At 43.0% G+C, this 26,019-nt stretch carries 26 protein-coding genes; 8 read left to right on the top strand and 18 right to left on the bottom strand.

Translation table 11 applies throughout. The features are described 5' to 3' along the window. Positions 1-76 precede the first annotated feature (76 nt). Positions 77-1,171 carry a DUF2974 domain-containing protein gene (locus tag HMPREF1518_RS00525; RefSeq protein ID WP_033583456.1) on the top strand — a complete coding sequence of 365 codons (1,095 nt, stop codon included), beginning with the start codon at positions 77-79 and terminating at the stop codon, positions 1,169-1,171. 63 nt (positions 1,172-1,234) lie between these two features. Beyond that, entirely contained in the window at positions 1,235-1,864 is a 630-nt protein-coding gene (locus HMPREF1518_RS00520; protein WP_033583455.1) for an MBL fold metallo-hydrolase, read from the top strand. A gap of 104 nt (positions 1,865-1,968) precedes the next feature. On the opposite strand, the gene HMPREF1518_RS00515 is transcribed toward HMPREF1518_RS00520, so the two are convergent. Both HMPREF1518_RS00515 and HMPREF1518_RS00510 read right to left on the bottom strand, forming a co-directional pair. Beyond that, positions 1,969-2,733 (bottom strand): hypothetical protein, encoded by a 765-nt coding sequence (locus tag HMPREF1518_RS00515; protein ID WP_033583454.1) that lies wholly within the window; start codon positions 2,731-2,733, stop codon positions 1,969-1,971. A gap of 88 nt (positions 2,734-2,821) precedes the next feature. Beyond that, the gene (locus HMPREF1518_RS00510; RefSeq protein ID WP_033583453.1) at positions 2,822-4,714 is read right to left on the bottom strand and encodes a M13 family metallopeptidase; all 1,893 of its coding nucleotides are present in this window, start codon (positions 4,712-4,714) and stop codon (positions 2,822-2,824) included. A gap of 179 nt (positions 4,715-4,893) precedes the next feature. Here HMPREF1518_RS00510 and HMPREF1518_RS00505 point away from each other — a divergent pair, with 179 nt between their 5' ends. From HMPREF1518_RS00505 to HMPREF1518_RS00480, 6 genes are all read left to right on the top strand, one after another. Beyond that, positions 4,894-5,616, top strand: a complete 723-nt coding sequence (locus HMPREF1518_RS00505) for a metal ABC transporter ATP-binding protein (RefSeq protein ID WP_033583452.1) — start codon at positions 4,894-4,896, stop codon at positions 5,614-5,616. Further along, complete coding sequence (locus HMPREF1518_RS00500; RefSeq protein WP_033583451.1) at positions 5,613-6,461, top strand: metal ABC transporter permease; 849 nt, start codon at positions 5,613-5,615, stop codon at positions 6,459-6,461. Before HMPREF1518_RS00505 ends, HMPREF1518_RS00500 begins: the two co-directional genes overlap by 4 nt. Before the next feature lie 26 nt (positions 6,462-6,487). After that, positions 6,488-7,417: a metal ABC transporter substrate-binding protein gene (locus HMPREF1518_RS00495; RefSeq protein WP_000733087.1), complete on the top strand. Its 930-nt coding sequence runs from the start codon at positions 6,488-6,490 to the stop codon at positions 7,415-7,417. A 122-nt stretch (positions 7,418-7,539) separates the two neighbouring features. Further along, entirely contained in the window at positions 7,540-8,034 is a 495-nt protein-coding gene (gene tpx, locus HMPREF1518_RS00490) for a thiol peroxidase (protein ID WP_000206541.1), read from the top strand. Positions 8,035-8,117: 83 nt separating this feature from the next. Then, positions 8,118-8,768 (top strand): metal-dependent transcriptional regulator, encoded by a 651-nt coding sequence (locus HMPREF1518_RS00485; protein ID WP_033583450.1) that lies wholly within the window; start codon positions 8,118-8,120, stop codon positions 8,766-8,768. Positions 8,769-8,875: 107 nt separating this feature from the next. Beyond that, on the top strand, positions 8,876-9,289 hold the full coding sequence (locus HMPREF1518_RS00480) for a hypothetical protein (protein WP_033583449.1): 414 nt from the start codon (positions 8,876-8,878) through the stop codon (positions 9,287-9,289). Between the two features lie 30 nt (positions 9,290-9,319). On the opposite strand, the gene dtd is transcribed toward HMPREF1518_RS00480, so the two are convergent. The 16 genes from dtd to HMPREF1518_RS00400 all read right to left on the bottom strand — a co-directional run bounded on the left by dtd (position 9,320) and on the right by HMPREF1518_RS00400 (position 25,999). Then, the gene (gene dtd / locus HMPREF1518_RS00475; RefSeq protein ID WP_033583448.1) at positions 9,320-9,763 is read right to left on the bottom strand and encodes a D-aminoacyl-tRNA deacylase; all 444 of its coding nucleotides are present in this window, start codon (positions 9,761-9,763) and stop codon (positions 9,320-9,322) included. Positions 9,764-9,792: 29 nt separating this feature from the next. After that, complete coding sequence (locus HMPREF1518_RS00470; RefSeq protein WP_001123776.1) at positions 9,793-12,009, bottom strand: RelA/SpoT family protein; 2,217 nt, start codon at positions 12,007-12,009, stop codon at positions 9,793-9,795. 137 nt (positions 12,010-12,146) lie between these two features. Beyond that, entirely contained in the window at positions 12,147-13,277 is a 1,131-nt protein-coding gene (locus HMPREF1518_RS00465; RefSeq protein ID WP_000229937.1) for an ABC transporter ATP-binding protein, read from the bottom strand. 113 nt (positions 13,278-13,390) lie between these two features. Next, positions 13,391-14,260 (bottom strand): helix-turn-helix domain-containing protein, encoded by an 870-nt coding sequence (locus HMPREF1518_RS00460; RefSeq protein ID WP_033583447.1) that lies wholly within the window; start codon positions 14,258-14,260, stop codon positions 13,391-13,393. A 3-nt stretch (positions 14,261-14,263) separates the two neighbouring features. Next, positions 14,264-14,650, bottom strand: coding sequence for a Mini-ribonuclease 3 (locus HMPREF1518_RS00455; protein WP_000567910.1), 387 nt, complete (start codon positions 14,648-14,650; stop codon positions 14,264-14,266). Further along, positions 14,643-15,986 carry a cysteine--tRNA ligase gene (gene cysS / locus HMPREF1518_RS00450; protein ID WP_033583446.1) on the bottom strand — a complete coding sequence of 448 codons (1,344 nt, stop codon included), beginning with the start codon at positions 15,984-15,986 and terminating at the stop codon, positions 14,643-14,645. Before cysS ends, HMPREF1518_RS00455 begins: the two co-directional genes overlap by 8 nt. 43 nt (positions 15,987-16,029) lie before the next feature. Further along, the gene (locus tag HMPREF1518_RS00445; protein WP_033583445.1) at positions 16,030-16,791 is read right to left on the bottom strand and encodes a nucleoside phosphorylase; all 762 of its coding nucleotides are present in this window, start codon (positions 16,789-16,791) and stop codon (positions 16,030-16,032) included. A 4-nt stretch (positions 16,792-16,795) separates the two neighbouring features. After that, positions 16,796-17,662 carry a GNAT family N-acetyltransferase gene (locus HMPREF1518_RS00440; RefSeq protein ID WP_033583444.1) on the bottom strand — a complete coding sequence of 289 codons (867 nt, stop codon included), beginning with the start codon at positions 17,660-17,662 and terminating at the stop codon, positions 16,796-16,798. A gap of 11 nt (positions 17,663-17,673) precedes the next feature. Continuing rightward, the gene (gene cysE / locus HMPREF1518_RS00435) at positions 17,674-18,291 is read right to left on the bottom strand and encodes a serine O-acetyltransferase (RefSeq protein WP_033583443.1); all 618 of its coding nucleotides are present in this window, start codon (positions 18,289-18,291) and stop codon (positions 17,674-17,676) included. A 15-nt stretch (positions 18,292-18,306) separates the two neighbouring features. Beyond that, the gene (gene pnp, locus HMPREF1518_RS00430; protein ID WP_033583442.1) at positions 18,307-20,520 is read right to left on the bottom strand and encodes a polyribonucleotide nucleotidyltransferase; all 2,214 of its coding nucleotides are present in this window, start codon (positions 20,518-20,520) and stop codon (positions 18,307-18,309) included. Positions 20,521-20,969: 449 nt separating this feature from the next. Continuing rightward, entirely contained in the window at positions 20,970-21,836 is an 867-nt protein-coding gene (metF, locus tag HMPREF1518_RS00425) for a methylenetetrahydrofolate reductase [NAD(P)H] (protein ID WP_002882688.1), read from the bottom strand. A 94-nt stretch (positions 21,837-21,930) separates the two neighbouring features. Further along, positions 21,931-24,180, bottom strand: coding sequence for a 5-methyltetrahydropteroyltriglutamate--homocysteine S-methyltransferase (gene metE, locus HMPREF1518_RS00420; RefSeq protein WP_000108243.1), 2,250 nt, complete (start codon positions 24,178-24,180; stop codon positions 21,931-21,933). A 260-nt stretch (positions 24,181-24,440) separates the two neighbouring features. Further along, positions 24,441-24,734 carry a helix-turn-helix domain-containing protein gene (locus tag HMPREF1518_RS00415; protein WP_033583441.1) on the bottom strand — a complete coding sequence of 98 codons (294 nt, stop codon included), beginning with the start codon at positions 24,732-24,734 and terminating at the stop codon, positions 24,441-24,443. Further along, a complete protein-coding gene (locus HMPREF1518_RS00410) occupies positions 24,724-25,089 on the bottom strand; it encodes a type II toxin-antitoxin system RelE/ParE family toxin (RefSeq protein WP_033583440.1) in 366 nt (121 codons plus the stop codon). The genes HMPREF1518_RS00415 and HMPREF1518_RS00410 overlap by 11 nt, the downstream gene beginning before the upstream one ends. A gap of 156 nt (positions 25,090-25,245) precedes the next feature. Continuing rightward, positions 25,246-25,611 carry a TIGR02328 family protein gene (locus HMPREF1518_RS00405; protein WP_033583439.1) on the bottom strand — a complete coding sequence of 122 codons (366 nt, stop codon included), beginning with the start codon at positions 25,609-25,611 and terminating at the stop codon, positions 25,246-25,248. After that, on the bottom strand, positions 25,595-25,999 hold the full coding sequence (locus HMPREF1518_RS00400; RefSeq protein ID WP_033583438.1) for a YbgA family protein: 405 nt from the start codon (positions 25,997-25,999) through the stop codon (positions 25,595-25,597). Before HMPREF1518_RS00400 ends, HMPREF1518_RS00405 begins: the two co-directional genes overlap by 17 nt. Positions 26,000-26,019: the final 20 nt, after the last annotated feature.

Here is a 26,019-nt window from a genome sequence, read left to right as displayed (position 1 = left end):
GCCATGTAGTATCCAATAAGCCTACTAGCTAATTCTAGATAAATGTGATAGGATAAACATAGAGAAAGGAGCTTTTATGGCCAATATTTTTGACTACCTCAATGATGTAGCATACGATTCCTTTTATGACCTCTCCGTGAACGAGTTAGATGTTCTTGCCCTTACTGAATTAACCTACCTTGCTTTTGATGATGTAATCACCCAAGAACCAAAGCGCCTCATAGAACTAGAACCTCAAATCCCTAGAGAAACAACTATGTTGACCAATAAAAACCGTCTCCAGTTGTTGAATCAGCTCGCTCAACACAAACGCTTTAAAAATTGCAAGCTCTCAGACTTTATCAACGATATTGATCCTGAATTGCAAAAACAGTTTGCAGCCATGACTTATCGTATCAGTCTCGATACCTATTTGCTTGTCTTTCGCGGAACGGATGACAGCATCATTGGCTGGAAAGAAGATTTCCATATGACCTATATGAAGGAAATCCCAGCTCAAAAACATGCTCTCCAGTATTTAGAGGACTTTTTTGCCCAACATCCTAATCAAAAGGTTATTCTAGCAGGACATTCAAAAGGGGGCAATCTAGCTGTCTATGCTGCCAGTCAACTTGATCCAAACTTGCAGAAAAATATTATCTCTGTCTACACTTTTGATGCACCTGGACTTCACAAGGAACTAACCGAAACATCAGGCTATCAAAATATGATGAAACGAACGAAAGTATTTGTCCCACAAGGTTCTATCATCGGGATGATGCTGGAAATTCCTGATAAAAAAATCGTCGTTCGAAGCACTGCCTTGGGTGGCATCGCCCAGCACGATACCTTTAGTTGGCAGGTTGAAAACAAACACTTTGTCCAACTGGACGAGACCAATAGTGATAGTCAGCAAGTCGATACAACCTTCAAGGAATGGGTTGAAACAGTTCCTGACGAGGAACTACAACTCTACTTCGACCTCTTTTTCGGAATCATTCTCGATGCAGGCATCTCCTCTATCAACGATCTTTCTTCCTTCAAGGTCATTGAACACATTCATCAACTCTTTGTCCAAACTCAATCCCTCACTCCCGAAGAAAGAGAAACCATGGGGCGCTTAACCCAACTCTTGATTGACACCCGATACCAGGCTTGGAAAAATCGTCAAGGCACGAAAAAGACTTTCTGATACCCTAAGTATCCTCTTCTATGCTATACTTAGTTTAGTACATTCTTTGAGATTGGAGCCAGTATGAAAATCCATAAAACCGTGAATCCCATTGCCTATGAAAATACTTATTATCTAGAAGGGGACCAACACCTGATTGTGGTTGACCCAGGTAGCCATTGGGAAGCTATCCGCAAGACTATCGAGAAAATCAACAAACCAGTCTGTGCGATTCTCCTGACCCACACCCACTACGACCATATTATGAGTCTGGACTTGGTTCGTGAAACTTTTGGAAATCCTCCAGTTTATGTAGCAGAGAGCGAAGCTAGCTGGCTTTACACTCCAGTCGATAATCTCTCTGGTCTCCCTCGTCACGATGATATGGCAGATGTGGTCGCAAAACCTGCAGAGCACACCTTTGTCTTTCATGAAGAATACCAGCTTGAGGAATTTCGTTTTACAGTTCTACCAACCCCAGGGCACTCTATCGGCGGCGTTTCCCTGGTCTTTCCTGATGCTCATCTAGTCTTGACCGGAGATGCTCTATTCCGAGAAACCATCGGACGGACAGACCTTCCTACAGGTAGCACGGAACAACTCCTTCATAGCATTCAGACGCAGCTCTTCACCCTCCCTAACTACGACGTCTATCCTGGACACGGGCCAGCTACGACTATCGCTCACGAAAAGACTTTTAATCCCTTTTTCTAGCAAGCAAAAAACCAAGGATAATTTCCTTGGTTTTTTTGTAGCTTCAATTTCTATGTCAATATTTGCTCAGAAGAATCAATATTGACTAGAAAAATAATTCAAAACTAATTAGCCGGATTCAATTCTTTCCAGCCAATGTTAGACAAATCAAGCTTTTCAGAAGAAATATCTAAAACTTGCTCTGCTTTTTCATTGCTACCGATTTGAAGAGTTGCTTCTTTAATCTTCTGCACTCCGTTTTTATCGAACGAATATAGAGACAGGTTCATTTCTGGACGAGTTGACTGCCAGTCTGCATAAGAGACTTGACCATTTTCATAAATAACAAATTCTGAGCGAAAACCACCTGCAGAAGCTATATATGCTGTGTGAAGTAAGCTAGGTTTTTGATTTTCCAAATAATAAATAGCTGAAACAAATTTTTCATCGCCAATAAGCAACTCGTCTTGACCATCCTTATTCAAATCAACCATTGCGTATTTCCAATCGGGTGCATTTTGATAATCCATTCGAGAGAAAACCAGGCTATATCCTTCTGAAGTAATCTTATCTTGTTTATTTTCCTTGTATAAATCTTCTCTATTACCTTGTTTTAAAAGGTCTGTAAAGTGATTATAGCGTTCAATCACTTCTTTATATAAATCTTGTCTAGTTTCTTTCTTATTTTCAGCAGTTGATTGTGATTCATTGGTTGACGAGTCACTAGTATTTTCAGCCTTTGCTTCTGTTGATACACTAGTCTTATCGTCTTTGGAGACAGATGATAGTGCGGATGAAGGTTCTGTATTGTTCCTATTTTTATCGAGACTACAAGATGCTAGAACTGAAATCGAAAGAATAGCTGATAGCATTATTAAAAATTTCTTCATGTTTACCTCGATAGCATTACATTTTCAGATTGATAAACTTCAAAAATGAACCATTAATTCCAAGATGATACTTGGTTAGGGACTTACTTTACCAAATAATCACACGGTCCTCTGGTGAACGCCACATACCATCGCCTTCTTTGACATCATAGGTTGTAAAGAAGTCATCGAAGTTTGGTACTTGAACATTGACACGGAGTTTGGCAGGCGCGTGCACGTCAACACTGGCCATGAGTTTCATCAACTCTGGACGGCCTTTCATGCGCCAGATACGAGCAAAGTTGTGGAAGAATTCTTCAGCAGAGAAGTCTGGTTCTCTCTTAGCAGCTTCAAGGGCTGCAGCAATTCCGCCCAAGTCAGCAACGTTTTCTGATACAGTTAGTTTTCCGTTGATTCTTGCACCGTAAGATTCTTGCCCATCAAACTGGTCGATAACTTTCTGCGTTTTTTCTTTAAAGGCAGCATAGTCACTCTCTGTCCACCAATCCTTGAGACTACCATTTTCATCAAAGGACGCACCATTTGTGTCGAAGGCATGAGAAATCTCGTGGGCAATAACAGCACCAATACCACCGTAGTTGGCAGAAGACGACTGATGCAAGTCATAGAATGGAGCCTGCAAAATGGCCGCTGGGAAGACAATCAAGTTCTTCTGAGGATTATAGTAGGCATTGACCATGTGTGCTGGCATGCCCCACTCCTTGTAATCAACCGGTTGGTTCCACTTGCTCCAGCTGTGCTTGATTTCCACACGCGCAAAGGCTAGGGCATTGTCAAAGAGACTGGCAGTTTCATCCACTACCTTGTCCTTGTAGCGTTCTGGCAATTCCTCTGGATAACCGATATAAGGCTTGATGACATTGAGTTTGACAATGGCCTTGTCTCGCGTTTCAGGCGTGAGCCAGTCGTTCTTAGCCAAGCGTTCCTTATAAACGTCAATCATAGTCGCTACTTTTTTCTCTACGTCAGCCTTAGCTTCTGGGGAGAATTTTTCATGCGCATACCAGAGACCAAGAGCCTGCTTGAAAGGACCTTGGGCTAAGTGATAAGCTGCCTTGACCTTGTCCTGTGCTTCTGGCACACCTGAAAGGGCACGTCCGTAAGCACCTGATAAGACACGAATCTCGTCTGTGAGGTAGCTGGTTGAGAGATTGACCACACCCAAAATCAAGGTTGCTTTGAGTAAAGGCCACGCTTCTTCACTATAAAATTGATCTGCTGCTTGCCAGAAACGTTCCTCGTCTACGATAACCTTATCTGGAGTTTGTCCAAGAACTGTTTGGAAGAAATCATCCAATGGAAGTGCAGGGGCAAATTTCTTGAAATCTTCATAAGCGTATGGATGGTAGAGTTTGGCATATTCTGAACTTTCTTCGTTAGAAAGCACTACAGCCGCAGTGCGACGGTCCAATTCCAATCGTTTCTCTAGTAAATCTGCGATTTCCTCATCTGAAAAATCATAGGCTTTGAGAAGATTCGTAGTACTTTCCTTCCACAAACCTAACAACTCCTCACGCTGAGGATGGTCTTCAGCGTAGTAGGTTGTATCTGGCAAGATAGTTCCTGGAGCACTGGCCCAGAGAACATTGGTTCTGGCATCCATAAAGTCTGGTGATACTCCAAATGGAAGGAAGTTTGGCTTCCCTACTAGTTCAAACTCTGTCAGTTTGCTGGTGAAATCTGCAAAGCTCTCCAAATCTTGGTATTCCTTGAGCATTGGCAAAACAGGATTAATCCCATCTGCTTCTCTCTTGTCAAAATCACGTACCATACGATGGTACTTAACAAAGTTTGCGAGGATGGCATCCTCTGGGACTTTTTCACCTGCCAACCACTTGTCCGTATTCGCCAGCATCAACTCTTCAATTTCCTCATCAAGGTCAATAAAACCACCTGTTCGAGATTTGTCAGCTGGAATAACAGCTGTTTTTTCCCATTCGCCATTGATTGCATCATAAAAATCGTCTTGATAACGTGTCATCTTGTTCTCGCTTTCATTTTTTCACTTATTCTTAGCTTAGCAAAAAACACTTGGGAATGCAATTAAAAATGGTTTCTCTTTTCACTTCATTTTTCAGTTATTATTTTAAATTTTTCAAAAATTAACTTGACTTAATTTTTTTTTTAAGGTATATTAAAAGACAGGAGGAATACAACTGTATGATACGTATCGAAAACCTCAGTGTCTCCTACAAAGAAACGTTGGCACTAAAGGATATTTCACTAGTGCTCCAAGGACCAACTATTACCGGAATTATTGGTCCAAACGGTGCTGGAAAATCAACTTTATTAAAAAGTATGTTGGGAATTATCCCACACGAAGGTCAGGCCTTTCTTGATGACAAAGAATTCAAGAAATCTTTACATCGAGTTGCCTATGTCGAGCAAAAAATCCATATCGACTACAATTTCCCTATCAAGGTCAAGGAATGCGTCTCTCTGGGACTCTATCCATCTATTCCGCTCTTCCACACTTTAAAGGCCAGCCACTGGAAAAAAGTGGCAGAAGCACTTGAAATCGTTGGGCTCTCAGACTATGCTGATCGCCAAATCAGCCAGCTCTCAGGAGGACAATTCCAACGTGTTTTGATTGCCCGTTGCTTAGTGCAGGAAGCTGACTACATCTTTTTAGATGAGCCTTTTGCCGGGATTGACTCGATCAGTGAGGAGATTATCATGAATACGCTGAGAGACCTTAAAAAAGCTGGTAAAACAGTTCTCATCGTCCATCATGACCTCAGTAAAGTCCCCCATTATTTCGACCAAGTTTTGCTTCTCAATCGAGAATTAATAGACCTTGGTCCGACCGAAGAAACCTTTACCGAGGCCAATCTTAAGAAGGCCTACGGTAGCAAACTCTTTTTCAATGGAGGTGACCTATGATAGCAGAATTTATCGATGGATTGCAACATTTCCATTTCCTACAAAACGCCTTGATCACAGCTATTGTCATCGGAGTCGTTGCTGGAGCTGTGGGATGTTTTATCATCCTACGCGGAATGTCTCTCATGGGGGATGCCATCTCTCACGCAGTTTTGCCTGGCGTAGCCCTTTCCTTTATCCTGGGAATTGATTTCTTTATTGGAGCGATTATCTTTGGTTTGATGGCTTCCATCATCATTACCTACATCAAGGGAAACTCTATCATCAAGAGTGACACTGCCATTGGTATTACCTTTTCATCTTTCTTAGCCTTAGGTGTCATCTTGATTAGTGTTGCCAAGAGTTCGACAGACCTCTTCCATATCCTTTTTGGGAATATCCTCGCTGTCCAAGATACGGACATGTGGATTACCATTGGTGTGGGCGCAGTGATTCTCTTGATTATCGGGATTTTCTTTAAACAACTATTGATTACATCCTTTGACGAGCTCCTGGCTAAAGCAATGGGAATGCCCGTTAATTTCTACCACTATCTGCTCATGGTGCTCTTGACCCTTGTGTCTGTCACCGCAATGCAAAGTGTTGGAACTATTCTTATTGTGGCCATGCTAATCACCCCAGCTGCGACGGCTTACCTTTATGCTAATAGCCTAAAGAGCATGATTTTTCTTTCATCAGGCCTAGGAGCTCTGGCTTCTGTTGTAGGGCTCTTTATCGGCTATAGTTTCAATCTCGCAGCAGGATCCAGCATCGTGCTCACATCTGCCAGTTTCTTTCTCATCAGCTTCTTTATCTCTCCTAAGCAACGATACTTGAAACTGAAAAACAAAAAAATCATTAAATAACGGGGAAACCCTTCTGGAGGAATCTAATGAAAAAATTAGGTACATTGCTTGTACTCTTTCTTTCCGTCATTGCACTTGTCGCATGTGCTAGCGGAAAAAAAGATACTGCTTCTGGTCAAAAACTAAAAGTTGTTGCTACAAACTCAATCATCGCTGATATTACCAAAAATATCGCTGGTGACAAGATTGATCTTCATAGTATCGTTCCTGTTGGTCAAGACCCACACGAATACGAACCACTTCCTGAAGACGTTAAGAAAACCTCTCAAGCTGACTTGATTTTCTATAACGGTATCAACCTTGAAACAGGGGGCAATGCTTGGTTTACCAAATTGGTCGAAAATGCCAAGAAAACTGAAAACAAAGACTACTTTGCAGTCAGCGAAGGCGTTGATGTTATCTACCTTGAAGGCCAAAACGAGAAAGGCAAAGAAGACCCACACGCTTGGCTCAACCTTGAAAATGGGATGATTTATGCTAAAAATATCGCTAAACAGCTCATTGCCAAGGACCCTAGCAACAAGGAATTCTACGAAAAAAATCTCAAAGACTATACTGAAAAACTAGACAAACTGGACAAGGAAGCCAAAGAGAAATTTAACAATATCCCTGCTGAGAAGAAACTCATCGTAACCAGCGAAGGATGCTTCAAATACTTCTCTAAAGCCTACGGTGTTCCAAGTGCCTACATCTGGGAAATCAACACGGAAGAAGAAGGTACTCCTGAACAAATCAAAACCTTGGTTGAAAAACTTCGCCAAACAAAAGTTCCATCACTCTTTGTTGAATCAAGTGTCGATGACCGTCCAATGAAGACTGTTTCACAAGACACAAACATCCCAATCTACGCACAAATCTTTACTGACTCAATCGCTGAAGAAGGCAAAGAAGGCGACAGCTACTACAGCATGATGAAATACAACCTTGACAAGATTGCTGAAGGTTTGTCTAAGTAATCCACTAAAAAACGTCGTTCTCACGTGAATGGGCGTTTTTTTATCACTTAATTTCCGGTCAAATCATTGGAAAAATCTGACAATTCTCGGTAAAATAAAAGAAAAAAGAATGGAGTAGTTTCATGACCACTTTTCTCGGAAATCCTGTAACTTTTACAGGTAAACAACTGCAAGTCGGAGACAAGGCACTTGACTTTTCTCTTACGACAACCGATCTCTCTAAAAAAACGCTAGCTGACTTTGATGGAAAGAAAAAAGTCTTGAGTGTTGTCCCTTCTATCGATACTGGTGTCTGCTCAACGCAAACACGTCGATTCAACCAAGAACTTGCCAACCTTGACAACACCGTCGTTCTTACTGTTTCTATGGACCTACCATTTGCCCAAGGACGCTGGTGTGGGGCTGAAGGCCTTGACAATGCCATCATGCTCTCAGACTACTTTGACCATTCTTTCGGACGCGATTATGCCCTTTTGATCAACGAATGGCATCTCCTTGCACGTGCCGTCTTTGTTCTCGATACTGACAATGTCATCCGTTACGTAGAATACGTTGACAACATCAACACGGAACCAGACTTTGAAGCTGCCATTGCTGCAGTGAAAGAACTGGACTAAAATCAAAGCCATTAGGGCAGAAGGCTAGAGAAATCTAGCTTTTTTTGATATACTAGATGGAGAGAAAAGACAAGAGGAAACGAATGACGCCAAATAAAGAAGACTATCTAAAATGTATTTATGAAATCGGTACGGAGATGCAGAAAATCACCAATAAAGAAATTGCTGCCCGTATGCAAGTCTCTCCACCTGCCGTAACAGAGATGATCAAACGCATGAAAAGTGAAAATCTCATCCTCAAGGACAAGGAGAATGGCTATCTATTGACAGATATTGGGCTCAAACTAGTCTCCGAGCTCTATCGCAAACACCGGTTGATTGAGGTCTTTCTAGTTCACCATCTCGACTATACCAGCGATCAAATCCACGAGGAAGCTGAAGTCCTAGAGCACACTGTATCCGACCTCTTCGTAGAGAGACTGGATAAACTGCTTGGCTTCCCTAAAACCTGCCCCCACGGAGGAACCATCCCAGCTAAGGGAGAGCTCTTGGTTGAAATCAACAACCTACCTCTAGCAGATGCCAAAGAAGCCGGCACCTATCTCCTGACTCGCGTTCATGATAGCTTTGATCTACTCAAATATCTAGAAAAGCATGAAATTCATATCGATGACCAAGTCCAGGTCAAGCAATTTGATAATTTTTCCAATACCTTTACACTGGTCAACAGAGGTGAAGATCTCCAAGTTAGCATCGATATCGCCAAACAACTCTATGTCGAAAAAATCAGTTAAGACCTTATCCCTGAAAGAGGTTCCTTTCAGGGATTTTTTATCATTTAAGTTGTAATCCCCATTCGTTTGGTGTAGAATGAAGCTAGATAAAAGAGGGAGGTCTTCCTATGAAAAAGCTCTTTAGAATCCATTTTGCAGCCATTGCAGTCAGCGATTTGCTACTATTAGCATTTTTTATCACAAGACATGAGACAGCTTTGGGCTGGCTCATGCTCTCTGGTTTTATTTTCATCCTTGCTCAGGGACTACTGCTATCTCGCTTGGTCTTCCGACTCAAAAAACATTTCTCTGAGATTTATCCTCAGATGAACAAAAAAATTCGCCTCTACTATTTAGGGGTGCTCATCAGCGATTTTCTATTATTTGTCCTTTTAACCTTCGCTAGTTCTCAGCGACTTTCCTCTCTTATGCCAATCGTCACTGGTTGTCATTCTACTTTATATTATATAACGGCTAGCCACCTAAGAGAAAACTATCCCGACTTTTACAACAAACATACCTCTTTATGGGAGTGTCTATAAACAAAAACCAAGCCAGCTGGCTTGGTTTTCTTATCTATTTTTAGTATCAAGAATGATGGTGACTGGTCCATCATTGACCAGCTCCACCTGCATATCCGCTCCAAAGATGCCTGTCTGAACGGGCACTTCCTGATCTAGCTTTTGGTTGAAAGCCTCATAGAAGGCAGCTGCCATATCCGGCTTGGCTGCTCCTGTAAAGGCGGGACGATTGCCTTTCTTGGTATCCGCAAAGAGGGTAAACTGAGAAATAGAAAGGAATTCTCCTTCAATATCCTTGACAGACAGATTCATCTTGCCTTCTGCATCAGAAAAAATCCGCATGTTGACGAGCTTTCTCACAGCATAGTCCAGATCTTCCTCTTGGTCCTCTGGTCCAACACCGACCAGCAATAAAAGCCCCTGATTGATTTTCCCATGAACCTGACCTTCGATACTCACTTGGGCTTTATTGACTCGTTGAATGATGATTTTCATAATAGCCTTTCTAGTAACTGAAGGGAGAATTAGCCATTGGTCCGTTTGACAGAGTAGACCTCTGGCACACTCTTAATCTTATCCACGACTGTGGTCAGTGTAGAGAGGTTGGAAATACCAAAGGAGACATGGATATTAGCAAATTTCATATCCTTGGTTGGTTGAGCATTAACGGTTGAGATATTCTTAGTTGTGTTGGAGAGAACTTGCAGAACATCATTTAAGAGCCCTGTACGGTTGAGACCATAGATATCGATGTGGGCAGTGTATTCCTTGCTTGAGAATTGATCTTCCCACTCCACATCAAGAAGACGTTGCTCGTAGTTTTCTTGGGCACGGAGATTCATACAGTCCACACGGTGAATAGCTACACCGCGTCCCTTAGTAATGTAGCCGACAATGTCGTCACCCGGCACTGGATTGCAACACTTGGCAATCCGAACTAGGAGACCTGAAGCCCCTTCAATGACCACACCACCCTCATGCTTGACCTTGAGAGTTTCTTTGTTTTCAACCTTAACTTCGCCACCTTTGACAAGCTCTTCTGCTTCCGCCTTGGCCTTGGCACGCTCTTCCTCACGGCGTTCCTTTTCGGTCAAACGGTTAAAGACGGTAATAGCGCCAATTTCTCCAAAACCAATGGCTGCGTAGAGAGCCTCCTCTGTCTTGTAGCTGGTCTTTTGAAGAACCTCATCCATATGGCGCTTGTCCATGAATTTATTGGCTACATAGCCGTTTTCTTGGAACTGGGCCATCAACATCTCACGGCCCTTGTTAACGGATAATTCCTTGTCTTGATTTTTAAAGAACTGACGAATCTTGTTGCGCGCCTTGCTGGTCTTGACCATGTTGAGCCAGTCACGACTCGGACCAAAGGAGTTGGGATTGGTGATAATTTCAACCTGATCCCCTGTCTTGAGCTTGGTTGTCAGCGGAACCATACGGCCATTGACCTTGGCACCAGTCGCTTTTTCACCGACTTTGGTATGGATTTCATAGGCAAAGTCAATCGGTCCCGAATCTTTTGGAAGGGAGCGAACCGCACCATCTGGAGTAAAGACGTAAATCTCCTCCGCCAGATAGTTTTCTTTAACAGAGTCCACAAATTCCTTGGCATCATCAGCCTGGTCTTGGAGCTCCATCATCTCCTTGATCCAGTTCATCCCAATAGCAGATTCCTTGCTGTTGACCTGCCCTTTAATGCCTTTCTTATAAGCCCAGTGAGCCGCAACCCCGTACTCAGCCACTTCGTGCATTTCTTTAGTCCGAATCTGAAATTCAATCGGTCCTTTTGGCCCATAAACAGTTGTATGGATAGACTGGTAACCATTGGCCTTACGATTGGCGATATAGTCTTTGAAGCGGCCTGGCATAGGTTTCCAAAGTTCATGCACATAACCCAGCATAGCATAGACATCACTCTGGGTATCTAAGATACAGCGAATGGCAATCAGGTCATAAATTTCCTCAAAGCGTTTCTTCTTATCCTGCATCTTGCGGTAGATCGAATAGATATGCTTAGGACGACCATAGATTTTCCCTTTGAGATTGCGTTCGGTAGCGTACTCTTCCAACTTGGTTACGACTTCATCAACCAAAGCCTCACGTTCTCTGCGTTTTTCCTTCATCATGTGGGTAATCTTGTAAAACTCAGTTGGATTGAGGTAACGGAAAGATAGATCTTCCAACTCCCACTTGACACTGGAAATCCCCAGACGATGAGCAAGTGGTGCGTAAATTTCCATAGTTTCTCTGGAGATCCGTTCTTGCTTATCCTTTCGCAGGTGTTTGAGAGTCCGCATATTGTGCAAACGGTCCGATAGTTTAACCAAGATAACACGGATATCCTCAGACATGGCCATAAGCATCTTGCGATGATTTTCCGCCAATTGTTCCTCGAGTGATTTGTACTCAACCTTACCAAGCTTGGTCACCCCATCAACGATAATCCGAACATCATGACCGAACTCTCTCTCCAAATCATCCAGTGTCGCATCTGTGTCCTCAACCACATCATGCAAAAAACCACAGGCAACGGTTACGGCATCCAGCTTGAGCTTAGCCAGAATGCCTGCTACCTGAATGGGATGGATAATATAGGGCTCTCCTGATTTCCGAAATTGCCCACTATGACAATCAACTGCGTAAATCAATGCTTTTTGGACAAAAGCAACGTCTTCCTTTGTTAAATATTCTTTCGTTAAAGCGACTACCTGATCGCCCGTCAAATTCACTTCTTTCGGCATCTATACTCTCCAATTCTTCCTACCATTTTATCACTTTTTTAAGGATATGAAAACTAGAAAAGCCTGTTTTTATACCAATACCAATCATTAAAAAACACTGCCAGATTTCTCTAGCAGTGTTTTGACATTTCATTTGCTTAGTAGACTGTTTTTTCAGTTTCTACGTCGAAGAAGTGTGCTTTGTTCAAGTCAAATCCAAGTTCAACTGTTGCGCCTGTTTGCAAGTAGTCACGAGCATCCACTTTAGCAACAAATTCGTCTTTACCAACTTGGCAGTAAAGGTGAGATTCTGAACCAAGCAATTCTGATACTGAGATAGTAGCTTTGACAACTGATTCTGGGAATGTTTCAAGGAAAGCAGGTTCTGCATTCACGTCCTCTGGACGAATACCGAAGATCAATTCTTTACCTTCATAGCCTTTTTCACGAAGAACTTTCAAAGCACCTTCTGGCACTTTCAAGCGGAAACCGTCAGAAACAATTTCATTGCCTTCTAATTTCACATTGATGAAGTTCATAGCTGGGCTTCCGATAAATCCTGCTACAAATTTGTTAACTGGGTTTTTGTAAACTTCTTGAGGAGTTCCGATTTGTTCAACACGTCCGATAGTACCTGTACCAGCAGGGTTCTTAGTTGCTGACATGATAACGATACGGTCTGCAAGAGTCATCGCTTCTGTTTGGTCGTGGGTTACGTAGATAGTTGTAGCTCCGATACGACGGTGGATTTTCGCAATTTCAGCACGCATCGATACACGAAGTTTGGCATCCAAGTTTGACAAAGGTTCGTCCATCAAGAACACTTTTGCATCACGGACGATCGCACGACCCATGGCAACACGTTGACGTTGACCACCTGAAAGGTCAGCTGGTTTACGATCCAAGAATTCTTTCAAACCAAGGATTGCTGCCGCTTCTTGCACACGTTTGTCGATATCTTCCTTGCTATATTTACGCAATTTCAAACCGAAAGCCATGTTGTCATATACAGTCATATGTGGGTAAAGAGCGTAGTTTTGGAATACCATGGCGATGTCACGGTCTTTTGGAGCTACGTCGTTAACAACCACGCCATCGATAGATGCAGTACCTTCTGTAATGTCTTCAAGACCAGCAATCATACGAAGAGTTGTTGATTTACCACATCCTGAAGGACCTACGAAAACGATAAATTCTTTATCTTTGATGTCCAAGTTGAAGTCTTCAACTGAGTAGTGTTCGCTGTTTGGATATTTTTTGTAAATGTTTTTAAGATTCAATTCTACCATCGAGGTGAACTCCTTTTGTCTTTTGATAGTTTTATTATAGATGAAAACGCTTTACTTTTCTATGGCAAGGTGACCAAAAAAATAAAAAAGTTCTGTGCAACTTGCACAAAACTTTAGAGAATATCTGCTAAAATCAACTGATAACACAGGGTGAGATCCGTCAACCCCTTCAACTGTAGCCCTGTCAATTCTTCCCATTTATCAATCTTGTATTGGAGAGAATTGCGATGCAGATAGAGTTGCTGGGCTGTTTTAGTTAGGACAGCACTGTTTTCCCAAAGAGAGAGAATGATTTCCTGAATCTGGTCCTGATCCAAGATCATCTGGTGCAGGCATTCTTTGATTACCTTCAGGTCCACTAATCTTTCTCCCATACTCCAAAGATAGAGTTGTGAAAAGGTGTGTACACCTTGGTGACCCTGACGCCACCATGTCTTAAACAAGTCCCGCTCTGCTTGGATTAAATCTGACAGAGCCTGATACCCAGTCTGAGACCAAACCTGCCCCAACATGATAGACAGACGAAGGCCAAAGTCATACTCAACCGCTTCAATCGTATCAGATAAGATTGAGCGGACAGAGCTGTACTTATCTTGTTGAAGCACGAATACATAATCCTGAGCACCGACCTGTAGCACTGTCTGGCAGTTGGGAAAAAGAGTCCGCATCATATCCAACCAAGAGGCTAGATTTTCCTGTTGGTAATAAGATAGATGGCAATAAACCAATTGAATCTTTTTGAAAGCTTGCGGTGCCTGCCCCTTCCCCTCAATCAGATAGGGATACCAAGGATTGAGCGAACGAGCCTGCTCCTGCTGGGTCAAAAGGGCAACCAGCTGCTTTTCACGCTCGCTGAGCCCAGCTTCCTCTAGTAAAATCCACTGCTGAGAGGCTAAAGGAAGAGTAAGATAGCCTGGTCTCTCAATCGGCTGATCTGAAATCTGAGCTTCAGGAAACCAGTCTTGTAATTCCTTTGCAATCATATTCTAGCCCTCCACTTTTTGGATGCACCAAGCAATTAAGGTTTCTAGCCGCTCCAGGTTTTCAGTCAAATGGAGATAGCCCATCACTGCTTCAAAACCTGTAGACATGCGGTAGGTCACCACATCTGCATTTTTAGCCTTTGTATGACTATTGGTATTGCGACCTCGTTTATAGATTTCTTCTTCCTTTTCCGTAAGGACTTGCTCCTCCAACATGAGGGCAATCAGACGAGCCTGAGCCTTGGCTGAGACATACTTGGTCGCCTCTTGGTGAAGTTTATTGGGCTTGGTCATGCCTTTGAGGATGAGGTGGCGGCGAATATACATGGAATAAACCGCATCCCCCTCAAAAGCCAGCGCAATCCCATTAATGAGATTGACATCAATCACGTGTCCACCTCACTCCATCCTTGGTGTCAAGGAGCTTAATTCCTTGAGCAGCCAATTGGTCACGGATTTGGTCTGCTGTTGCAAAGTCACGATTCGCACGCGCCTCTTGACGTTTTTGGATTAAGGCTTCAATTTCTGCATCCAAAACTTCCTCTACAAAGACAATACCAAAGACCTCCAACATATCCGCAAGAGCTTGCTTAACACTTGCATCATAGTTGCCGGAGTTGATCCACTTAGCCATTTCAAAGACAACTGTGATGCCATTGGCAGAGTTAAAGTCCTCATCCATAGCTGCTACAAACTTGTCTTTAAAAGCTTGCAAGTCTTGGGCGTCCACAGTTCCTGTAAATGGTTGCTCGTAAGTGTTTTTCAGATATTTGAGATTGGTCTCTGCATCACGCACTGCCTTTTCAGTAAAGTTGATTGGTTTACGGTAATGCTGAGTCGCAAAGAAGAAACGCAACACTTGGCCATCGATAGTCTTCAATGCATCATGCACAGTGATAAAGTTGCCCAAGGACTTGGACATCTTGACATTGTCGATATTGACAAAGCCGTTGTGCATCCAGTAGTTGGCAAAAGTCTTGCCTGTTTTGGCTTCTGACTGGGCAATTTCATTGGTATGATGCGGAAACTCCAGATCGGCTCCCCCACCGTGAATATCAATGGTATCGCCCAAAATCTCTGTTGACATGACCGAACACTCGATATGCCAGCCTGGACGACCAGGTCCCCAAGGACTGTCCCAAGAAATCTCGCCTGGTTTTGCAGCTTTCCAAAGGGCAAAGTCTACAGGGTTTTCCTTACGAGCCGTTTCTTCATCTGTTCGACCTGAAGCACCCAGCTCCAAATCTTCCAAGGTTTTATTGGCCAACTTAGCATAGTTGTGAGATTTTTCCACGCGGAAGTAAACATCTCCTTGACTCTCGTAAGCATAACCTTTTTCAATCAAGTCTTCCACAAAACGAATGATGTCAGCCATAAACTCTACTACACGCGGATGGCAAGTCGCAGGTTTCACGCCTAAGGCTGTCACATCCTCACGAAAGGCAGCGATGTACTTGTCCGCAACCTCCAGAGGCGTGATACCTTCTTCCTTGGCACGGTTGATAATCTTATCGTCTACATCTGTAAAGTTGGAAATATAGGCAACTTCGTAGCCACGGTATTCGAAATAACGACGAATGGTATCAAAAGCCACCGTCGAACGGGCATTCCCAACGTGGATATAGTTGTATACCGTTGGCCCACAGACATACATGCGAACCTTTCCTTCTTCGATTGGGACAAATTCTCGCAAATCACGAGACATGGTGTCATAGATTTTAATCACTCACTGTCTCCTTTCTGTTTCTTGTTTATCGTAAAGAGTCATTTCAATCCAACTCTCTAGCAATTACTAAGGCTATCTCAAAGAAAGTCATAGCATCTGCTTTTCTTTCTTCATGTCTTGCATCCCACTCATGATTGTGATGGTCAACATAATCAGCCGTATAAAAAAATTGATAGACTTTTGCTTGTCGAAATTGCGTCCAAGCCATGATTGCAGAAGCTTCCATATCCACAACAGTCGCACCTGCTGCTAATCTACGTTTGACCTTATCGGCTGTTTCACGATAGAAAGCATCTGTGGTCCAAGCCTTTGTTCGAATGTGCTCAATACCAGATTTGTTCAAAGCTTCTTCCATGGTTAAGAGGAGAGTTTCGTCATAAGCTATCTCATCACTTGCAGGAGCGTAATGGTAACTTGTACCTTCATCACGTAGAGCTGAACTTGGTAGAATAATCTTATCTGCCTGAATAGACTGATTTAGAACTCCGCAAGAACCCAAAACAATAAAGTTCTTAAATCCTCTTGCTTTGAGTTCTTCTAAGAGTCCAACAACCATCGGGGCTCCAATCGTAGCTATAGCAACTGCTACCTTACTCCCATCTTTTTCATAGATATACCATGGAAGTCTGCCATTTAGATTGGTTAGATAGCCACCTTCGTAAACATCTTCAAACTTCTTTACTCGTTCAACGATTTCTCCATTAAAAGATAAAATAATCGTGTCACAGATTTCTCCACTACCACAAATACTTCGATCAGTTGGTTCGATAACAGCAGGTACATTTTCGAATTCTTCTAATAGCATTTTTCTACTCTTTCTCATTCAGATAAACTACCTGTGTCTGTTTGACAAAGCCGATTTTTTCATACAAGCGCTTGGCACCTACGTTGCTGTCCTCTACTGCAATCTGAAATTCCTTATCATTTTGCTCAATCAGTTGGTTGACTAGGGATTTTGCTAAATAGCTTCCATAGCCTTTTCCACGTTCAGGTTCCGATATTGCCAAACCATAGAGGTAATTCGTATTAGTCGATAAATCTACCGTGCAAGTTCCAATAACCTGACCGTTTTTTAATAAAATATATAGGCGACTTTCTGGATCTTTTAGAGCTTCAGCAACATATCTATCCGCAACTTCTCTCGATTCATGTTCCTCTGAAAATGCCTGAAATTTTAACTGGCTAATTTGCTCCTGATACGAACTATCTGCTAACAAAACTTCAATATTGGAAAGTTTTGCTAACGGATAAAGTCTTCTATCCTTACCTAACCAGGTTTCTGTCTCTTCATCCTCGACCAATCCCCAGTTGCTGACAAAACCAGGATGACGCTCTAGAAAAATACGTTCTGTCTGAAAAGTAACTGAACGAATAGGGAAAGAAGCTGTTTCTTTCTCAAAACTCGTAAACAAAGCACGCGCAATTCCCTGACGACGATAATCTGGATGAACCAGTATCGTCACTTCCACATCTTGGTCATCAGCATAGACAGTTAATAAACCAACAAGTTCGCCTTTTTCATAATAAAGGAAAAAGGCGGGCATGTTTGGATCAAAATTAAGCATGTTAGAAAGATAGGGAGCACGATAAGTTCCATCATGGGATTGGCAACAATTAATTAGTTTTTTCGCCTCAGATAACTCCTCTTGGCTTAACTTGTTTCTTGCTTGAATCATATAGGTATCCTCTACAACCCCGACGATCTGTGACTGGCTTCTTTAGCCTGCTCGAGTTTATTGACGTAGTACTCCCGTTTTTCTTCGACTTCGTGGATCGTTGGTTCATCCTTCTGTCCATGAACTCGGACGATCTTAGCCGGAATACCGACCACCGTCACATCACTAGGTACGTCTGCCACGACAACTGCTGCTGCACCGACCTTGGCATTTTCACCTATTTCTACCGGTCCGATAACTTGGGCATGGGCTGATATGAGTGCTCCCTTTCGTACAGTCGGATGGCGTTTGCCACAGTCTTTCCCTGTCCCACCGAGAGTCACTCCATGATAGAGCAGAACGCCTTTTTCAACAATCGCCGTCTCTCCAATCACCAGACCTGAACCATGGTCGATAAAGACACCTGAATCAATCTGGGCACCTGGATGAATCTCGATTTGAGTCCAAAAGCGCCAAAACTGACTGTGCATCCGAGCCAGGAGTTTAAAGCCATGCTTCCAGAGAAAATGCGAGAGACGGTGGGCAGCCAAGGCCTTGACACCTGGATAAGTCAGCAAAACTTCCAAACTGTTGCGTGCCGCTGGATCATTTTCTTTTACAATATCAATGGTTTCGCGCCACCATCCCATACATTTCTCCTTTTCTTATTCTGAATCTTTTGGCGTATCTGTGAATTCTTTCTTAGGTTTGTGGTCCTTGTGATGACGTGGACGGTGAGGTCGCTCAGACTTTTCGCCTTTTTCATCATGCTCAGGTTTTGGCGGACGAGGAAGAAGTGCCTTCATAGAGGCATCGATACGGCCTTTTTCATCAATCTTGATAACCTTAACATCGACTTCATCACCGATAGCTACCAAATCCTCGACACGGTTGGTACGAGTCCAAGCCATTTCCGAAATGTGCACAAGTGCATCTGTCTTATCAAAGAGGTTGACAAAGGCACCAAATTTCTCGATACGAACAACCTTGGCATGGTAAACTTCATCCACTTTGGCTTCGCGAACCAAGCCAGCGATGATTTCTTTGGTACGGTTAATGGCATCTTGGTCGCTAGAGTAGATAGACACATTTCCTTCTTCGTCAATATCAATCTTAACGCCTGTTTCAGCGATAATCTTGTCGATGGTTTCTCCACCTTTACCGATGACAATCTTGATCTTGTCAACATCAATCTTGATGGTATCAATTTTCGGAGCAGTTGGAGCCAATTCTGGACGAACTTCTGGAATAGTCGCTTCGATGACATCAAGGATTTCAAAACGTGCTTTCTTGGCTTGAGCAAGAGCCTCAGTCAAGATTTCTGCAGTAATTCCTTGGATCTTGATATCCATTTGAAGGGCTGTGATTCCGTCACGAGTACCTGCAACCTTGAAGTCCATGTCTCCAAAGTGATCTTCCAAACCTTGGATATCTGTCAATACTGTGTAGTTATTTCCATCTGAGATAAGACCCATAGCAATACCAGCTACTGGCGCCTTGATTGGCACACCACCAGCCATAAGGGCAAGCGTTCCCGCACAGATAGAGGCTTGAGAAGATGAACCGTTTGATTCTAAGACTTCAGCTACCAAGCGGATCGCATATGGGAATTCTTCCAAACTTGGCAATACTTGAGCAAGAGCACGCTCACCGAGAGCACCGTGACCAATTTCACGACGACCTGGCGCACCATAACGACCTGTTTCCCCTACAGAGTATTGAGGGAAGTTATAGTGATGCATAAAGCGTTTCTTATACTCTGGGTCCAAACCATCGATGATTTGAGTTTCTCCCATCGGAGCTAAGGTCAAGACTGAAAGAGCTTGAGTTTGTCCACGAGTGAAAAGGCCAGAACCATGTACACGAGGAAGATAGTCAACCTGCGCATCTAAAGGACGGATTTCATCGACCTTACGCCCGTCAGGACGCACCTTGTCTTCTGTGATCAAACGGCGCACTTCAGCGTGTTCCATTTGTTCCAAGATTTCAGCCACATCACGCATGATACGGTCAAATTCTTCGTGGTCTGCATATTTTTCTTCGTAAACAGCAGTCACTTGGTCTTTAACTGCTTGAGTTGCAGCTTCACGAGCCAATTTTTCTTCTACTTGAACCGCTTTTTGAAGGTCACTGTTATAGGCTGCGACGATTTCAGCTTGCAAGTCCGCATCCACATGAAGCAATTCCACTTCTGCTTTTTCCTTACCAACCACAGCGACGATTTCTTCTTGGAAGGCAATCAATTCTTTGACTGCTTCGTGCCCTTTGAGAAGGGCTTCCAACATGATTTCTTCTGACAATTCTTTGGCACCAGACTCTACCATGTTGATAGCGTGCTTGGTACCAGCTACTGTCAACTCAAGAAGCGAACGCTCTGCTTGTTCTTGAGTAGGGTTGATGATGATTTGGCCATCGACATAACCCACTTGTACCCCAGCGATTGGTCCGTCAAACGGAATATCTGAGATAGACAATGCCAAGGATGAACCGAACATGGCTGCCATTGGTGCAGAGGCATTTTCATCATAAGAAAGGACGGTGTTGATCACTTGGACTTCATTACGGAAACCTTCCGCAAACATTGGACGGATTGGACGGTCAATCAAACGCGCTGTCAAAGTCGCATCTGTTGAAGGACGTCCTTCACGTTTCATAAAGCCGCCAGGAAATTTCCCAGCCGCATACATTTTTTCTTCATAGTTGACTTGAAGAGGGAAGAAATCCCCAGTTGCCATCTTCTTAGACATAACGGCAGCAGTCAATACAGTTGATTCACCGTAACGCACGACAACAGCGCCATTTGCTTGCTTAGCAACCTGACCAGTCTCTACGATTAACTCACGACCCGCAAAAGTCGTTTGAAACACTTGTTTTGTCATTTTAATCCCCTTTGGATTGATAAAATTATACGCCTTGCCTACAAAGATCAAGATACCAAGGACGTCAAAAGCAAAGTAAAAATAGGAAACTGACGAAGTCTTCGATGAAGACAAGACAGTTTATCTTTTTTACACAGCTTTTCGGCCGGGTTCAATTACTCAAGATACAAATCATTAGAAAGGATTGATGCTAAAGCATCTAAGCCTTTCACGCTAATCGCTATCATGCGATTAGCTAAATGCTTTACTAACTCCCTTGTCAAATAATATTGATTTGACTCGCTCGTGTCGCTAAATCTTGCAATTTGAATGCATTGTATTATTTTATACCCTCATCTTTGTATCAAGTACGTACAGAGTCTATTTTATCATATTTTTCTTAAAAAGTGCGGGCTTTTCTATTAAAAAGGAACCATTCCCCTCACCTGAGAAGAATGGTTTGCTTTTTATTATCCTAAAGACTGATGGTTAAACAAGGCATGGGTTGCTTGGTGGATGTATTTTGCTGTTTCAGCATTGTTCATGGTGTAGAGATGCACACCTGCGACATCTTGGGTTACCAAGTCCACGATTTGATCCACGGCATAGGCAAGTCCTGCTGCTCTGAGCGACTCAGGGTCATGCTCATACTTGTCTAAGATGGCCTTAAATTTACGTGGAAGGTGGATATTCTCACACGTTTTCAAGAGACGAAGCGCCTGGTTACGGTTAAGAATGGGCATGATCCCAGCATGAATGGGAACATCAATCCCTGCCAAGGTACACTTGTCTTGGAAATCATAGAAGCGCTCATTGTCAAAGAAAAGCTGCGTTACAAGGCTTGAACAGCCTGCATCCACTTTCTTCTTGAGATTTTGAATATCCGAGATCTGGTTTGGCGAGTCAGGGTGCCCCTCTGGGTAGCAAGCGCCAACAATATCAAAGTGAGGGGCTTGTTCCTTGATGAACTCGATCAAGTCCGTTGCGTAGCGGAAATCCTTTTGTGGTTCCACATCAGGGATAATATCCCCACGCAAGGCCAAGATTTTCTGTACCCCAACCTTATCCAAGTCTGCAATGGTTTCAGCAACTTTGTCCTTGGTCAGATAGATAGCTGGCAAGTGGGCAATGGTTGGAATCGCCAAGTCATTCTGGATAAAGTCTGCCAAACGAACCGTTGTTTCCTTGATATTAAATTTATTATTGCTGGCGGTCACACTGATAAAGTGCGGTGTCAGCTCCCGCATATCCTGCAAAGCTGAAATAATTTTATCATTACCCACAGCTGGGTTTGGAGGGAACACTTCAAATGAAAGTGACGGCGTTTGGCGTGACATAGTCATTATCCTTTTCTTTTTGATTTCATGATTGCTAAGCCGGCTTGGGCCAAGCAGTTCCTTGATCAGTCAGGGTCAAGAGAGAAATCTTATCTTACAATTTCTCACGCGCAGCTTTAGCTGCTTCTACAAGGCGGATCAAGCTTTCTTTTGTTTCTGGAATACCGCGTGTTTTCAAACCACAGTCAGGGTTGATCCAAACTTTCTTGCTTGGTACTTTGGCAAGAATAGCATCGATGGTGTGGTCAATTTCGCCTTCATTTGGCACACGAGGTGAGTGGATATCGTAAACCCCAGGTCCCACTTCTGTTTGGAAGTTTTTCGCTTTGAGTTCGTCCAAGATTTCAAGGTTTGAACGGCTTGCTTCAAAGGAAATAACGTCCGCATCCATGTTGTCGATAGCTGGGATGATATCTGTAAATTCTGAGTAACACATGTGAGTGTGGATTTGTGTGTCTGGCGCTACTGTTGAGTGTACCAAGCGGAAGGCAGGAATTGCCCAGTCAAGGTAGTCTTCGTACCAGTCGCTACGACGGAGTGGCAATTTCTCACGGAGAGCAGCCTCGTCGATTTGGATGATTTTCACACCTGCAGCTTCAAGGTCAAGAACTTCATCCTTGATAGCAAGGGCGATTTGAAGAGTTGAGTCTTTGATAGAGATGTCTTCACGTGGGAATGACCAGTTAAGGATGGTAACAGGTCCTGTCAACATACCTTTAACAGGTTTGTCAGTACGGCTTTGTGCGTAGCTAGACCATTTAACAGTGATTGGGTTGAGACGAGTTACATCACCCCAGATGATTGGTGGTTTCACCCCACGCATACCGTATGATTGTACCCAACCATTCTTAGAGAAGAGGTAACCGGACAAGTTTTGACCGAAGTACTCAACCATGTCGTTACGCTCGAACTCACCGTGTACAAGCACGTCAAATCCAACTTCTTCTTGCCATTTGATCCATTCGTCGATAGTTTCAGCAAGGAAAGCGTCGTATTCTTCTTGTGACAATTCACCCTTACGGTAAGCCAAACGTTTAGCACGGACTTCCTTAGTTTGAGGGAATGAACCGATGGTTGTTGTTGGAAGGGCTGGAAGTTTAAAGGCTTCTTCTTGGATAGCTTCACGTTCTGCAAAGGCTGGCAAACGAGTGTAGTCAGCGTCTGTCAATCCAGCGATGCGCGCACGAAGTTCTGCATTTTCACCCACACGCTCAGTCGCAAAGAGTTCTTTATTGGCTGCAAGAGCTTGTTCACCTTGACCATTGCGGATAGCATCCAAATCACGAATTTCATCCAATTTTTCAACTGCAAAAGCAAAGTGGTTCAAGATAGCTGGTTCAAATTCTTCGTTAGCCGTTGTAAATGGCACATGAAGAAGTGAGCATGAGCTTGTCAAGACAATGTTTTCAGCTGGGATTTGTTCAAGAACAGCCAAGCTCTTTTCGTAGTTGTTACGCCAGATGTTTTTACCATTGACAATCCCTGCATAGAGAGTCTTGTCCGCTGGGAAACCACCTTTCACAAGTTCAAGAGTTTTCTTACCTTCAACGAAGTCAAGACCGATCGCATCTACTGGCAAGTTCACAAGATCAGAGTAGACGTCACGAACGTCACCGAAGTAAGTTTGAAGCAAGACTTCAAGACCTTTTTTGTCAGCCAAAAGCTTGTTGTAGAGGTTCAAGAAGAGAGCTTTTTCTTCAGCTGTCAAATCTTTGACAAGAGCCGCTTCGTCGAGTTGGATGCGAGTTGCACCAAGCTCCGCCAATTTAGCAAAAACTTCTTGGTATGCAGCTACTAAGCTGTCTACGAAGTCTTCTGCTTTCACGCCTTCTTCAAAGTCTGACAATTGAAGGAAAGTGAATGGTCCTACAAGGACTGGACGAGTGTTCAATCCAAGTTCTTTGGCTTCTTGGAACTCATCAAAGATCTTGTGACCAGCCAGTTTAACTTGAGTGTCTTTTTCAAATTTAGGAACGATGTAGTGGTAGTTGGTGTTGAACCATTTCTTCATCGGAAGGGCACGAACGTCCCCTTTTTCTCCTTGGTAACCACGTCCCAAAGCAAAGTAGCGCTCAAGGTCAGACAAGTCCAAGTTTTGAACAGATGCAGGCACCACGTTGAAGAGGAAGGCTGCATCGAGGAAGTTGTCATAGTGAGAAAAGTCATTTGATGGGATTTCAGTGATGCCCTTTTCTTTGACAATGTTCCAGTGTTTAGCGCGCAATTCTTTAGCCGCAGCCAAGAGTTCTTCTTCTGAGATTTCTTTTCTAAAGTATTTTTCAGTTGTAAATTTTAATTCGCGGAATTCACCCAAACGAGGGAAACCGATGATTGTAGTTGACATGATGTGTCCTCCAAAATTTGTTGTTGAAACTATCTTAACAGAAAAGAAACTGTCTGTATAATTGTAAATAATTAGGCTTTGATATAGTTTGAAACTATATCACTTTTTCGAACAAAAGAAAAAGACTTGAGACCAGCGTCTCAAATCCTTTGTATTGCTTGTTTTTTGGCTGTATTTTAGTTGGAATACTCAAACGAGCTATTGATGATTCTCATCAGTGACTATGGCTTGTTATTAGAAAAGACTATAAGTCAGTTTAATCAATTTTTTTCCTGTTCAAGTGGAACGACTGCTAGTGTCTTTCCTAAACTGGCTAAAACTCTTAAGACCGTATCCAACTGAGGACTGGTCTTTCCTGTCTCCATCCTAGCTATGACAGGCTGGCTTACTCCACTGAGTTCTTCTAGCTTTTTCTGACTGATACCTTGCTCATGTCTAGCTTCTATCAACTCACTCATGATGGCCACTCGCATATCACTTTCAAGGATTTCCTCCTTGGTAAAAAGTTCTGACCGGACATCCTTCCAATTACTCCCAATGGCGCTATTTTTCATCACTTAACCCTCTTTCTTTTAAGTCCTTCAGTTTACGCTTGGCTTTTTCAATTTCTCTCCTAGGAGTTTTCTGAGTCTTTTTGACAAAATGATATAAGAGAACAAAACTCCCATCAAGCCACGCTACAAATAAAATCCTATCCTTAAGAGGTCTTAGTTCCCAAATCTCATCTTCCAAATGTTTGATATAGGGTTCACCAGCTCTAGTCCCATGCTGACTAAGTAATTCGATATAGTCATTTAGCTTGTTCAGTTTGATGCGACTATCCTTACTCTTCTTACTAGCCAATTCTCTCATATAATCTAAGACTGGCTCGTTTCCATTTTTGTCCTTATAGAAGTAAATCGTATGCACCAAGTGGCCTCTTTCTAATTAAATTATAACTCAAAAGTTATTAAAAGTAAATCTTAACACTCATAAAAAGAAGACCTTAGAAAAACTCTAAAGGTCTCATCTTTATTATTCGAAAAAATTACGAGAAGAGTTATAATGTGGAGCCAATCCTGACTCTTACTCCAGCTCAATGCCTTTCTCTCGGAGATTATCTAAACACTCCTCATAGTATCCTGCGTCATGCTCACTATAGATGGGATTATCCAACTTTTCCTCAGGCAAGTCTTCATAGGGAGGGCAGGTTTTGCCACGGTAGTTCTTATCCAGCCACTCTGGACTGACATTGTAGCCACGGTCAGCCATTTCCTCCATGATCAAGCGATGATAAGCATAGAGATGATAGGGCGAGTGGGTAAAGACATAGTCCACCGTCGCATGCTTTCTTCCCCAGCCATTGCCACGTAGGGCACAGCACTCTCGATGTTGGCCCAAAAGTTGCGGACGGGGAAGTTGTGAAATCAAAGCCTCATGCCAAAGTCTCATGGGTGTCTCCTTTCAGTATGGTCGAATGTTGCAAGTAGGTGTTTGGATAGCGATTAAGCAACTCTCGAGTCTTAGCAATCAAGTCTTCCTTGGAAGCTTGACCAAAGCGGTAGCGATCCAGCAAGAGCATATAGTCCTTACGCTCAACATCTGTCGCTTTCTTTTTGAAATAGCCCCAAACATGCTGAAAGGCATTGCAAACCTGACCCCTATGTTCTGGGATTTGACAGGCCCGGTCAATCATCTCTTGAACCTGACTCAGCTCCACCTCTTCATTCTTCAAGTATTGGCGAATCTCATTGTAAATATTGCTAGAATGACTCAGAACGAGGTATTTGTTTCTAGCCCAGAGTTGTTGGCACTGGGATTTTTGGTTAGTTTGTTCCATCTTTCTCCTTGCTATCTATC

It is taken from the genome of Streptococcus sp. SR1 (assembly GCF_000526075.1).
Classification (GTDB): domain Bacteria; phylum Bacillota; class Bacilli; order Lactobacillales; family Streptococcaceae; genus Streptococcus; species Streptococcus halitosis.
Note: the sequence above shows the minus strand (reverse complement) of the source record. Positions and strands in the feature narration are given on the sequence as shown.